10 protein-coding genes are annotated in these 12,568 nt (G+C 56.3%); 6 read left to right on the top strand and 4 right to left on the bottom strand.

Going from position 1 to position 12,568, the window contains the following annotated elements:
- Positions 1-30: 30 nt before the first annotated feature.
- The gene (gene glpT / locus LQK91_RS19295) at positions 31-1,371 is read right to left on the bottom strand and encodes a glycerol-3-phosphate transporter (RefSeq protein ID WP_003854394.1); all 1,341 of its coding nucleotides are present in this window, start codon (positions 1,369-1,371) and stop codon (positions 31-33) included.
- 375 nt (positions 1,372-1,746) lie between these two features.
- On the opposite strand from glpT, the gene LQK91_RS19300 reads away from it, so the two are divergent.
- Positions 1,747-2,607 (top strand): carboxylate/amino acid/amine transporter, encoded by an 861-nt coding sequence (locus LQK91_RS19300; RefSeq protein WP_003854395.1) that lies wholly within the window; start codon positions 1,747-1,749, stop codon positions 2,605-2,607.
- 321 nt (positions 2,608-2,928) lie between these two features.
- On the opposite strand, the gene LQK91_RS19305 is transcribed toward LQK91_RS19300, so the two are convergent.
- Positions 2,929-3,408, bottom strand: a complete 480-nt coding sequence (locus tag LQK91_RS19305; RefSeq protein WP_003854397.1) for a DUF1456 family protein — start codon at positions 3,406-3,408, stop codon at positions 2,929-2,931.
- Positions 3,409-3,491: 83 nt separating this feature from the next.
- A complete protein-coding gene (metR, locus tag LQK91_RS19310; protein WP_003854400.1) occupies positions 3,492-4,418 on the bottom strand; it encodes an HTH-type transcriptional regulator MetR in 927 nt (308 codons plus the stop codon).
- 144 nt (positions 4,419-4,562) lie between these two features.
- On the opposite strand from metR, the gene metE reads away from it, so the two are divergent.
- A complete protein-coding gene (metE, locus tag LQK91_RS19315) occupies positions 4,563-6,833 on the top strand; it encodes a 5-methyltetrahydropteroyltriglutamate--homocysteine S-methyltransferase (RefSeq protein WP_105100014.1) in 2,271 nt (756 codons plus the stop codon).
- Positions 6,834-6,883: 50 nt separating this feature from the next.
- Here metE and LQK91_RS19320 read toward each other — a convergent pair whose 3' ends face one another.
- Positions 6,884-7,717: a dienelactone hydrolase family protein gene (locus LQK91_RS19320; protein ID WP_008926448.1), complete on the bottom strand. Its 834-nt coding sequence runs from the start codon at positions 7,715-7,717 to the stop codon at positions 6,884-6,886.
- A gap of 304 nt (positions 7,718-8,021) precedes the next feature.
- Here LQK91_RS19320 and udp point away from each other — a divergent pair, with 304 nt between their 5' ends.
- The 4 genes from udp (at position 8,022) to ubiE (ending at position 12,560) form a co-directional block, all read left to right on the top strand.
- Positions 8,022-8,783, top strand: coding sequence for a uridine phosphorylase (gene udp, locus LQK91_RS19325; RefSeq protein ID WP_008926449.1), 762 nt, complete (start codon positions 8,022-8,024; stop codon positions 8,781-8,783).
- A gap of 89 nt (positions 8,784-8,872) precedes the next feature.
- Positions 8,873-10,141, top strand: coding sequence for a tetratricopeptide repeat protein (locus LQK91_RS19330; RefSeq protein WP_105100015.1), 1,269 nt, complete (start codon positions 8,873-8,875; stop codon positions 10,139-10,141).
- A gap of 85 nt (positions 10,142-10,226) precedes the next feature.
- A complete protein-coding gene (gene rmuC / locus LQK91_RS19335) occupies positions 10,227-11,726 on the top strand; it encodes a DNA recombination protein RmuC (protein WP_105100016.1) in 1,500 nt (499 codons plus the stop codon).
- Between the two features lie 75 nt (positions 11,727-11,801).
- Complete coding sequence (ubiE, locus tag LQK91_RS19340) at positions 11,802-12,560, top strand: bifunctional demethylmenaquinone methyltransferase/2-methoxy-6-polyprenyl-1,4-benzoquinol methylase UbiE (RefSeq protein ID WP_008926452.1); 759 nt, start codon at positions 11,802-11,804, stop codon at positions 12,558-12,560.
- Positions 12,561-12,568 lie beyond the last annotated feature (8 nt).

A 12,568-nucleotide genomic window follows, 5' to 3' on the forward strand; every position in this document is an offset into this window, starting at 1 on the left:
GCCGGATAACCGGCCCTGTTTTTATGGCCGTCAGGCGAGGGTCTTTTTGTGTTTGTGTTCGCTGACCATGGTCAGTAACAGCAGAATAACCGCCAGCACACAGCCCGCAATCATGACCATGAAGCCGCCGTCCCAGCCGAAATAATCGACGGTGTAACCGACAATGGCGCTGGCCGCCACCGATCCGCCCAGATAGCCGAACAGGCCGGTGAAGCCCGCTGCCGTGCCCGCCGCTTTTTTCGGTGCCAGTTCCAGCGCGTGCAGACCAATCAGCATCACCGGACCGTAGATCAGGAAGCCAATCACGATCATGCAGGCCATGTCGACGCCAGGATTACCCGCCGGGTTGAGCCAGTAGATCACAGTTGCAATGGTCACCAGCGTCATAAAGAACACCCCGGTTGCACCGCGATTGCCGCGGAACACTTTGTCCGACATCCAGCCACACAGCAGCGTGCCCGGAATCCCCGCATATTCATACAGGAAGTAGGCCCACGACGATTTATCCAGCGTGAAGTGTTTTACTTCGCGCAGATAGGTCGGCGACCAGTCGAGAATGCCGTAGCGCAGCAGATAAACAAAGACGTTGGCCAGTGCGATGTACCACAGCAACTTGTTTGGCAGCACATACTTCATGAAGATCTGTTTTGCCGTCAGCTCCTCTTCGTGGCTGGCATCGTAATCAGGCGGATAGTCGTTTTTGTACTCTTCAATCGGCGGCAGACCACAGGATTGTGGGGTGTCGCGCATCAGCGCAAAGGCCAGAATCGCAATAGCAATCGCGCCAAACGCCGGCATGTAGAGTGCTGCTTTCCAGTCGTTGAACCACGCCATACCGAGCAGGAACAGCAGAGGCGGAATACCGCCGCCTACGTTATGCGCACAGTTCCAGACCGAGACAATCCTGCCGCGCTCCTTCTGCGACCACCAGTGAACCATGGTACGTCCACAGGGTGGCCAGCCCATGCCCTGGAACCAGCCGCAGACAAACAGCAGCACGAACATCACCATGATGCTGGAGGTCGCCCAGGGGACAAATCCCATAATCAGCATCACTGCTGCTGCCAGAATCAGGCCAGCCGGTAAGAAGACGCGCGGGTTTGATCGGTCAGAGACCGAGCCCATGATGAATTTTGAAAAGCCGTAGGCAATGGAGATGCCGGATAAGGCAAAACCGAGATCGCCACGTGAAAAACCCTGCTCCACCAGATAGGGCATGGCGAGTGCGAAGTTTTTCCTGACCAGATAGTAGGCCGCGTAACCAAAGAAGATCCCGATGAAAATTTGCCAGCGCAGGCGACGGTAGAGCGGATCGACATGATCCTCCGCCACCTGCGGCTGACGTGGTGCAGGTTTAAAAATGCTCAGCATCAGTGAGGCCCTCCAGGGCACATTATGGTTTTTTATTCCCAGCAGGTTGGGGCAGGAAAAGAGCAGAAAAAAATGGACGCAGGATGTTCCATTTCGCGCAAAGAATAGTGTTAGTTGCGCAACGTTACTGTGATGAGTGACACATTTGTTACAGTTTTATTACATTTGAGAGCGAATATGATCATCCGATGGATCATTTCGCGCATTTTATCTGGCATAAAACCCATTCCGGCACCGCTTATGTCAGTAAGTGTAAACAAGTCATTTTTCGGGCGTTTTAATCGCCTGGTTAGTAATCAGATGTCAACCAGATTTAACAGCCTGAGGGCTGCACATTGTTTACACTGACGGCCTGTTTATTTCGGGATCGTCACCGTGTTTTTATTGATTATTACCACCATTCTGTGGGCCTTTTCGTTCAGCCTGATTGGCGAGTATCTTGCCGGTCAGGTAGACAGCTGGTTCTCTGTGCTCATGCGTCTGGCGCTTGCTGCGCTGGTGTTTCTCCCTTTCCTGCGCTGGCGCGGCCATCGCCCTTCGACATTGCTGCTTTATATGCTGGTGGGGATGTTGCAGCTGGGCGTGATGTATCTGCTGAGCTTCGAAGCCTATCTCTACCTGAGCGTGTCGGAGTTCCTGCTGTTTACGGTGATGACCCCGCTCTACGTGACGCTGATTTATGATCTGATCAGCCGTCGTCCGTTGCGCATCGGCTATATCTTCAGTGCGTTGCTGGCGGTGGCAGGCGCGGCCATTATTCGCTATGACAAAGTCAGCGATCATTTCTGGTTTGGCCTGCTGTTAGTGCAGCTGGCAAACATCTGCTTTGCGGCGGGAATGGTAGGTTATAAGCGTCTGCAGGAGACCCGACCCATGCCGCAGCATACCGCTTTCTCCTGGTTCTATCTGGGGGCAGTGTTGATTGCGGTGATCGCCTGGTGTGCCTGGGGTAACCCGCAGAAGTTGCCGACGACTTCATTGCAGTGGGGCATTCTGGTCTGGCTGGGGGTGGCAGCTTCCGGTCTCGGCTATTTTATGTGGAATTACGGTGCGACGCAGGTCGATGCCGGTACGCTGGGCATTATGAATAACATGCACGTTCCCGCCGGGCTGCTGGTAAATCTGGCTATCTGGCAGGAGAAGCCGCACTGGCCGAGCTTTATTGCGGGCGCGCTGGTGATCCTCGCCTCGCTGTGGGTGCATAAGCGGTGGGTGGTGGGGCGTAGTGACCGGTAATCATTAGGTGCTGGGACAAACCGTTGCTGTAGCCGGACTGCGGCCTCCCGGGCTGGCGCGTCCGATCGCGAAGGAATCTCACCTCCCTGTGGATCGTCCGGGCCATCCCTGGCCCGGACGCTTCGCTCTTCAGACGCGCCAGCCCGGGAGACTTAACAGCATCATCGCAGTTGAACAAAGGACTCAGAGCGAATATGAAGGAGGGGATGGCGGGTTGAGAAGTAAAGCGTCCGCCGCAGGGATGCGGCGGTCGAGGCTCCAGGGATGGATTTACGCCGTCTTTACGCAGCAACCCGCCATTTCCGACTGGATGGCACCATATCAGGCAGGCTTCTCACTCTTAGGACGCTGAATCATCGCCAGCCCTTTCAGGAAGTTGCGCAGAATCTGGTCGCCACACTCGCGATAGTTCTTATGATCCGGTTTGCGGAAAATCGCGCCAATCTCAGCCTGTGAAACAGTAAAATTCACGCGCTTCAGGACATCAGGAATGTCGGTGGTTTTCAGATCAAAAGCGATGCGCAGCTTTCTCATGAAGATATTGTTAGTCATCTTGCGTTCTATGGACGGCGCGGGCGCATCTTCACTTTTGCCACGACGGTAAAAGATCAGGCCATTCAGAAAATAACCCATCAGCACATCCGGGCAGGGACGAAACGCGGCATCGTCATCTTTTTTCAGCCACGCCTGAATATCCGCTACCGGCACGTCACATTGCGCCAGCGCAAAAATCTCCACCATTTTGGCATCGCTCAGATTGAGCATGTAGCGCACGCTGCGCAGAATATCATTGTTAGTCATGGTGAGATCTTCTCATGTTCAGTCGACAGGCTGCGCATTATAGGGGATTTCGCCCGCGTTCGCGCAGGTTTGTGCCCGCCGGATTACCGCTGTAATACTGCACCGGGCAGCGCGGCGTCGCGCACAAATGGCAGATGCTCGCAGGCGTGCTGACGGGCAAAGCGGATAAAGGCTTCCAGCACAGGCTGACGCTGCTCGCCTTCGCGCACGGCGGCATAAAGACGGCTCCAGAGGCCATCGCCCAGCGTGCGGGTAACGACCAGACCCTGCTTCTCAAAACTCTCCACCACCCAGTGCGGCAGTGCGGCAATCCCCATGCGCGCCGACACCATCTGAATCATCAGCAGGGTGTTATCCACACTTTTCAGAGCCGGACTCACGCCCGCTGGCTGCAGGAAGTGACGCCAGATATCCAGACGCTGACGCTGAACCGGATAGATCATTAACACTTCATCGGCCAAATCTTCTGGCGAAATCTGCTCAACCTGCGCCAGCGGGTGGTCCGTCGCCAGTACCAGCCGCACTTCATAATCAAACATCGGCGAGTAGAACAGGCCCGAGCGCGCCAGAATGTCGGAGGTCAGCACCACATCCAGCTCACCCTGTTGCAGAGCGGGCTGCGGATCAAAGGTCACGCCTGATTTGAAATCCATCACCACCTGCGGCCAGCTCTGGCGGAACTTGTCCAGCGCGGGAGTCAGCCACTGAATGCAGCTGTGACACTCAATCGCCACCCGCAGCGTGGTCTGATGCGGCTCATGACAGGCCTGCAACGCCTGCTGAATCTGCGGCAGCACCTGCTCAGCCAGCTGCAGCAGAATATCCCCCTGCGGCGTAAAGCGTAGCGGCTGACTTTTACGCACGAACAGGCGGAATCCCAGCCGCTGCTCCAGATCGCTGAACTGATGAGATAACGCCGATTGCGTCTGATGAAGCTGGGCCGCCGCCGCCGCCAGCGATCCCGTATTGCGCAGAGCCTGAAGCGTCCGCAGGTGCTTGAGTTCGATCATGAGAGTCCTTCACATCGAAAATGAACATATTGCGCTTGAGCGACATACAGTACCCGCAGATTATAGCAGTGTAAACATCTGGACGGCTAAACATCTTTGGCTGCCCATTTTAGCCAAAGTGAAAGATTATCTGGAGAACAGCACATGACTATCCTCAACCATACCCTCGGCTTTCCCCGCATTGGTCTGCGCCGTGAACTGAAAAAAGCACTGGAGAGTTACTGGGCAGGCGACAGCACGCAGCAGGCACTACTGGCGACGGGCCGCGAGCTGCGGGCGCGACACTGGCAACAGCAGAAAGAGGCGGGCGTCGATCTGCTGCCGGTCGGCGATTTCGCCTGGTATGATCATGTGCTGACCACCAGCCTGCTGCTGGGCAATGTGCCTGCACGTCATCAGAACACAGAGGGCACCGTTGATCTGGATACGCTGTTTCGCGTGGGGCGCGGGCGTGCGCCGACCGGCGAACCCGCGGCGGCGGCAGAAATGACCAAATGGTTTAACACCAACTATCACTACATCGTGCCGGAATTTACTCAGGGCCAGACATTTAAACTGAGCTGGACTCAGCTGCTGGACGAGGTTGATGAGGCGCTGGCGCTGGGCCATAACATTAAGCCGGTGCTGCTCGGGCCGGTGACGTATCTGTGGCTGGGTAAAGTCAAAGGTGAACCCTTTGAACGTCTGTCGCTGCTGGCGGCGATTTTGCCGGTCTATCAGCAGGTGCTGGCGGAACTGGCAAAGCGCGGCATCGAATGGGTACAGATTGATGAACCCGCCCTGGCGCTGGAGCTGCCGCAGACCTGGCGCGACGCCTTTCAGCTGGCGTATGACGCTCTGCAGGGCCACAGCAAGCTGCTGCTGACCACCTATTTTGACAGCATCGGCCAGAACATTGATGTGATTCGTGCGCTGCCGGTGCAGGGCCTGCATGTCGATCTGGTCCATGGCAATGATGATATTAAGCAGCTGAATCAGCAACTCCCCGCCAGCTGGCTGCTGTCGCTGGGCGTGATCAACGGACGTAACGTCTGGCGCGCCGATCTGAGCCGCTGGTTCAGTCGCCTGCAACCGCTGACCAGAGAGCGTGAGCAGCTGTGGATTGGATCTTCCTGCTCACTGCTGCACAGCCCGATCGACCTGAGTGTCGAGACCCGCCTGGATGACGAAGTCAAAAGCTGGTTCGCCTTTGCGCTGCAGAAATGTGCTGAGCTCTCGCTGCTGAGTCAGGCTCTGAACAACAATGATGCGGCGTCGCTGGACGCCTGGAGCGCGCCGGTGCAGGCCCGTGCTCACTCCCGACGGGTGCATAATGCGGCGGTGGGGCAGCGTCTGGAGGCCATCACGCCACAGCACAGTGAGCGGCAGAGTGCTTACCCGGTTCGCGCCGTCCTGCAGCGTCAGCGTTTCAATCTGCCCGCCTGGCCCACCACCACCATTGGCTCTTTTCCACAGACCACTGAAATTCGCGGCCTGCGTCTCGACTTTAAACAGGGCCGTCTTGACAGCAGTCATTACCGCACCGGCATCGCGGAGCACATTAAACAGGCGATTACCGAGCAGGAGCGGCTGGGGCTGGATGTGCTGGTGCATGGTGAAGCAGAACGTAACGATATGGTTGAGTACTTCGGCGAGCATCTGGACGGCTTTGTCTTTACCCAGAACGGCTGGGTGCAGAGCTACGGTTCTCGCTGTGTGAAACCGCCTGTCATTATTGGCGATATCAGTCGCCCGGAGGCGATCACTGTGGAGTGGGCCCGCTATGCCCAGTCGCTGACGGACAAGCCGGTAAAAGGGATGCTGACCGGTCCGGTGACGATTCTCTGCTGGTCATTCCCGCGTGAAGATGTGTCACGTGAAATCATCGCCAAGCAGATCGCGCTGGCGCTGCGTGATGAAGTGGAAGATCTGGAGAAGGCGGGCATCGGGATTATTCAGATTGATGAGCCTGCGCTGCGTGAAGGTCTGCCCCTGCATCAGTCTGAGTGGGCGACCTATCTGAACTGGGCCGTTGAAGCGTTCCGGCTGAATGCGGCGGTGGCGCGGGATGAAACCCAGATTCACACGCATATGTGTTACTGCGAGTTTAACGACATTATGGACGCCATCGCAGCCCTGGATGCGGATGTCATCACGATCGAAACTTCGCGTTCAGACATGGACCTGCTGGAGTCGTTTGAAGATTTCGAGTATCCGAATGAAATCGGGCCCGGCGTCTATGATATTCACTCCCCCAATGTTCCCAGCGTGGAGTGGATAGAAGCACTGTTGCGGAAGGCGGCGAAACGGATTCCGGAAACACGTCTTTGGGTCAACCCGGACTGCGGTCTGAAGACGCGTGGCTGGACGGAGACGCGTCAGGCGCTGGCGAATATGGTGACGGCGGCGAAGAAACTGCGTGGTGAGACGGCGTAGGAATGGGGCCGGTGGGTAAAATCAGGGGCGCAGAAGCGCCCCTTTTTCATTTATTTTGATGCCACGCCATACTGCCTGAACCAGGCCAGCATGCGTTGCCAGCCATCATTCGCTGATTCAGCATGGTAGCTCGGACGGTAATCAGCATTAAACGCATGTCCCGCTTCGGGATAGACGATGATCTCGGCGGTTGCATTAGCGGCATGCAACGCCTGACGCATCTGCTCGACGCTCTCCAGTGGAATGCCGTCATCCTGACCACCATACAAACCTAACACCGGGGCACTCAAGTCGACCGCAATATCAATAGGATGCTTCTGCTGCTTCAGCGTGCGCTCACCGGTCAGTCGCCCATACCAGGCAACCGCGGCGCGCAGCTGTGGGTTATGCGCGGCGTAGAGCCAGCTGATGCGGCCACCCCAGCAAAAACCGGTGATGCCCATGCGACGGATATCGCCGCCATTACGCGCCGCCCAGTTAGCGGCATGATCGAGGTCAGCCAGCACCTGAGTGTCAGGGACTTTACTGACCAGCTCGCTGAATAGCGTCGGGATATCATTGTATTCAGAAGGATCGCCCTCGCGGAAATAGAGCTCGGGCGCGATCGCCAGATAGCCTTCCAGCGCAAGACGACGGCAGATATCCCGGATGTGTTCATGCACACCAAAGATTTCCTGCACCACCAGGACAACAGGCAACGGGCCTTCCGCTGAGTGAGGCTTTGCAAAAAATGCCGGCATGTTTTCGCCCTGGCTGGGAACCGAGGTTTCACCTGCGTGAATGGCCGGGCTTTCGGTAATGATGGTCGTAGAGGCGGTGGGCTGCACGGCAGGGGCAAAGCCGCCCGTCGCCGGTTTTTGTGCCATATTATCACTGGGTTTCATTATTCTCTCCGTGCAAGCATTTGCGCAATCACGTAACTATAGCCTGGCGACAAAGCATATGCGCCAGGTGTCGGGTAACAGAATCAGCAGCGAATAAAATCATCCTCCTCTTTAACATTGCGCTGACCCGGACACAGCCTCGCGAAGAGCTATCGGGACCAGGAAGATGTTATTGTGTGATATCAATCACATTTCATCTGGCTGGAAATGTAACTTTCATTTTCTTAAGTGAATGCTGTCACATATTTATCGGGCGTGCTGGCGTAGAGTGGCGCGCTACCTTCCCTTAACAGGAGTCTGAAAAATGACACAGTCTGACGTTTTCCATCTTGGCCTGACTAAAGCCGATCTGCAGGGCGCCACCCTGGCGATTGTGCCGGGCGATCCGGAGCGTGTGAAGAAAATTGCCGGACTGATGGAAGATGCCACGCATCTCGCATCACACCGTGAATTTACTTCATGGCTGGCAAAAATTGATGGTAAACCCGTTGTGGTCTGCTCAACCGGTATTGGCGGTCCTTCAACGTCGATTGCGGTGGAAGAGCTGGCACAGCTCGGCGTGCGCACCTTCCTGCGTGTCGGGACCACTGGCGCGATCCAGCCACATATCAATGTTGGCGATGTACTGGTGACCACCGCATCGGTTCGTCTGGACGGGGCCAGCCTGCATTTTGCGCCGATGGAGTTCCCGGCAGTGGCAGATTTTGCCTGTACCACCGCACTGGTTGCTGCCGCAGAAGCCTGTGGCGCGAAGACCCATATCGGTATCACCGCCTCATCTGACACCTTCTATCCGGGCCAGGAGCGTTACGACACTGTTTCAGGCCGCGTCGTCAGCCGCTTTAAAGGTTCGATGAAAGAGTGGCAGGAGATGGGTGTACTTAACTATGAGATGGAATCCGCTACACTGTTAACCATGTGCGCCAGCCAGGGTCTGCGAGCCGGCATGGTGGCGGGCGTGATTGTGAACCGCACGCAGAAAGAGATCCCGGATGCGGTCACCATGAAACAGACAGAAAGTGACGCAGTGAAGATTGTGGTCGAAGCGGCGCGTCGCTTGCTGTAGGCCGCGTCAGGCAGCAGGTTTTTGTCCAGACTCAAAACCTGCTGCCGGTCGTTAATGGCGCGTAACGTCAGTGAAACCTGAGAGTGTTTATGCGCAACACCATTCCTGTCCGACGTCCTCTCCCCGGCGCGAATCCTGCCGCACTCAATGCCCGCCTGGAACGCAGTGCCGAACGTTTCCGTGCCGCCATGCAACAGGGCGACTATGCGCTGGCAGCCCAGTGCTGCGAAGAGGTGCTGCGCTCAATGCCCAACCAGATGCAGGTGCTGAGCGACTACGCCCTTTGTCTGCTGCGTCTGGGTCAGTACAATAAAGCGTACAAAATCTATCAGAAGATTTATCAGTCACCGCCCGCTGTGCAGGCTACAGCTTCTGAAACCTGGCTGGATGGCCTGACCGAAGTGTGTGGCTGGCTGGATAAAAAGGACGAAGTCGCACGTTACGGTCTGGCGTCGCTGATGCGTTCTGATGCACGTTTCAGTCAGGGGCAGCGCATGGCCTTTCCCGCTCCGCAACCTGAGCCTGTTGATCTCCGTCAGCCGCAGCAGAATGTCATTGCTTTCTGCCTGTATGGCGATCAGCCACGTTACTGCGAAACCTTAATCAAAAACGTTGAAGTCGCGCCTGAGTTTTATCCCGGCTGGGTCTGTCGCATCTATCTTGATGACAGCGTACCGCAGCATGTCTGGCAGCGCCTTGACCAGTCGCACGTCCAGCTGGTCGATATGTCTCACGAAAAAATCGTGTATCCAACCCTGTGGCGTTTTCTGGTGCTCGACGATCCCGCGGTGAAGCGCTTTATCGTGCGCGATGCCGACTCGTTGCTCTCGGAGCGCGAAGCGGCGGCGGTTAATGCCTGGCTGGCGTCGCCTTACTGGTTCCACCATATGCGTGACTACTTCTCTCATACCGAACTGCTGCTGGCAGGGATGTGGGGCGGCTGTCACGGCGTCTTCCGGGGTGTGGAACAGGCGATGCGTGATTTCATCGCGCAGTATCAGGGCAGTGAACGCTTCACCGACCAGTATTTCCTCAAGGTAGCGCTGTGGCCAACTGTGCGCGAAAGCCTCCTGAGCCATGATGAGTTGTTTCATTTCCATCAGGCCCAGCCGTGGCCTGACCATAGGCCTGTGCGCTGGAATACGCCGCATTTTCACGTTGGTAGTAATGCGGGATTTGCCAGTATGACCGGTAAAACCAGCGCCGCTGACGGTAGCCGGCAGCGCGTCGCGATCACCTCCGGCGAGACAACCTGGCACTATCTGGCGCAGGTCAAAAACGGTGAATGGCTGCTGCCGATGCCGTTTTTCCTGATTGATGCGTGGCAGGCTGGAAAGCTGACGGTGGCGGCTCTGTAAGCCGCTGAGTCTGGCTAAAATTGTCTGGACATTCATACAGTGCGACTCTACCTTTTCCCTCAGCAGCCTGAGTCGCGGGGAAATCATGGATCAGCACATCATCATCAGCGCCTGTCTGGCGCTTGCCGGGTTAGGGATTGGCTGGATGCTGGCACAGTTACGTGCCGGTCATCAGGTCGCCAGTTTCCAGACCGAGCGCCGTCTGCAGGAAGAGGCGCAACAGCGCCAGCAGCAGCAAATCGAACAGCTTCAGCAGCAGACGCAGCAGCGTGAGCAGGAACTGCGTCAGCTTCACGGCGCACTAAGCGGTGCCAATGAGCGACTGCAACAGCTTGATTACTGGCGCAATGAAAGCGAACAGCTCAATCGTGAACTGCGTAATCAGCTGGAGGTTAACAGCGCGCAGGAAGCAGAACTGCGTGAAGTGACCATCCGCCTGGAAGAGACCCGCTTCGCAGCTGAAGAGAAACAGCGCCTGCTGACCAACAGCGAACAACGCCTCAGCGCCCAGTTTGAAAACCTCGCCAACCGTATTTTCGAAAACAGCGGCCGTCGCGTCGATGAACAAAACCGCCAGAGTCTGGATGGGCTGATTGGCCCGCTGCGTGAGCAGCTTGATGGCTTTCGTCGTCAGGTTCATGAGAGCTTTGGCGCAGAGGCGCGTGAACGCCACACCCTGACCCATGAAATCCGGCAGTTACAGCAGCTGAATGCGCAGATGGCGCAGGAGGCATTAAACCTGACCAAAGCGCTGAAGGGCGACAACAAAATTCAGGGTAACTGGGGTGAAGTTGTATTGGGCCGCGTGCTGGAAGCCTCCGGACTGCGTGAAGGTTATGAATATGAAACCCAGGTGAGCATTCAGTCAGAACAACAGGGCAGGATGCAGCCGGATGTAATAGTGCGTCTGCCGCAGGGCAAAGATGTCGTCGTGGATGCCAAGATGACGCTGGTGGCTTATGAGCGCTACTTCAATGCAGAAGATGAAATTGAACGTGAGCAGGCGATTCAGGAGCATGTCGCTGCCATGCGGGCGCACATCCGTCTGCTGGGCCGAAAAGATTATCAACAGTTGCCCGGTTTACGATCGCTGGATTATGTGTTGATGTTTATCCCGGTTGAGCCCGCCTTTTTGCTGGCCATTGATCGCCAGCCTGAGCTGATTGGCGAGGCACTGCAGCAGAACATCATGCTGGTCAGCCCCACCACACTGCTGGTGGCGTTGCGAACCATTAATAATCTCTGGCGCTATGAGCATCAGAGCCGCAATGCACAGCGTATTGCCGATCGGGCAACCCGGCTTTATGACAAGATGCGGCTGTTTGTCGATGACATGACCGGCATTGGTCACAGTCTTGATAAGGCGCAAAACAGCTATCGCGAGGCGATGAAAAAGCTGTCAGAGGGGCGCGGCAACCTGATTGCGCAGACAGAGGGATTTCGGGCGCTGGGCGTGGAGATCAAACGGCCCATCAACCCGCAACTGGCCGAACGCGCCATGCCGGAAAACCGGGCGGATGAGGATGCAGATGACGACAGGGATGCGGATGAGAGTGAGCCGCGTGTGAGACGCCTCCACGAATAGTATGGGCGCAGCGTGCCTGACTTCCGTGACTCTGATACACTTCGGGAAGTATTGTTTGTGGAGCAGGTAAAACCGATGGCAGATGAATCACAGCAGGAAACCACCCATTTTGGCTTTCAGACGGTCGCCAAAAGCGAAAAAGCTGACAAAGTCGCGGACGTGTTTCACTCCGTAGCGGCAAAATATGACCTGATGAACGATTTGATGTCGTTTGGCGTCCATCGTATCTGGAAGCGTTTTACCATTGACAGCAGCGGCGTACGTCGCGGTCAGCGCGTGTTAGATTTGGCCGGCGGTACGGGCGATTTGACCGCAAAATTCTCTCGCCTGGTGGGCGAAACCGGTCAGGTTGTCCTGGCCGATATCAACAGCTCCATGCTGAAGATGGGCCGCGAAAAGCTGCGCAATCAGGGTGTGGTTGGCAATGTGAGTTACGTACAGGCCAACGCAGAAGCTCTGCCTTTCCCCGATAACTATTTCGACTGCATCACCATCTCCTTTGGTCTGCGCAACGTCACGGAAAAAGAGAAAGCGCTGGCCTCGATGTTCCGTGTCCTTAAGCCGGGCGGACGTCTGCTGGTTCTGGAGTTCTCTAAGCCGGTGCTGGATCCGCTGAGCAAGGCGTATGACGCTTACTCATTCCACATTCTGCCGCGTATCGGACAGCTGGTGGCGCAGGATGCAGAGAGCTATCGCTATCTGGCCGAATCGATACGTATGCATCCCGATCAGGAGACCCTGAAAGCGATGATGAACGATGTCGGTTTTGAAAATACCACTTACTCCAATATGACCGGCGGCATTGTCGCGCTGCATCGTGGATTTAAGTTCTGAGTGAGATG

Origin of the sequence: Pantoea sp. MHSD4, from assembly GCF_021043305.1 — a bacterium.
Taxonomy (GTDB): Bacteria; Pseudomonadota; Gammaproteobacteria; order Enterobacterales; family Enterobacteriaceae; genus Pantoea; species Pantoea eucalypti.

What these genes read in the sequence shown, in the direction of transcription:
- glpT (WP_003854394.1), bottom strand. Translation starts at nt 1,371, where the DNA reads ATGCTGAGCATTTTTAAACCTGCACCACGTCAGCCGCAGGTGGCGGAG.
- LQK91_RS19305 (WP_003854397.1), bottom strand. Translation starts at nt 3,408, where the DNA reads ATGACTAACAATGATATTCTGCGCAGCGTGCGCTACATGCTCAATCTG.
- metR (WP_003854400.1), bottom strand. Translation starts at nt 4,418, where the DNA reads ATGATCGAACTCAAGCACCTGCGGACGCTTCAGGCTCTGCGCAATACG.
- metE (WP_105100014.1), top strand. Translation starts at nt 4,563, where the DNA reads ATGACTATCCTCAACCATACCCTCGGCTTTCCCCGCATTGGTCTGCGC.
- LQK91_RS19320 (WP_008926448.1), bottom strand. Translation starts at nt 7,717, where the DNA reads ATGAAACCCAGTGATAATATGGCACAAAAACCGGCGACGGGCGGCTTT.
- udp (WP_008926449.1), top strand. Translation starts at nt 8,022, where the DNA reads ATGACACAGTCTGACGTTTTCCATCTTGGCCTGACTAAAGCCGATCTG.
- LQK91_RS19330 (WP_105100015.1), top strand. Translation starts at nt 8,873, where the DNA reads ATGCGCAACACCATTCCTGTCCGACGTCCTCTCCCCGGCGCGAATCCT.
- rmuC (WP_105100016.1), top strand. Translation starts at nt 10,227, where the DNA reads ATGGATCAGCACATCATCATCAGCGCCTGTCTGGCGCTTGCCGGGTTA.
- ubiE (WP_008926452.1), top strand. Translation starts at nt 11,802, where the DNA reads ATGGCAGATGAATCACAGCAGGAAACCACCCATTTTGGCTTTCAGACG.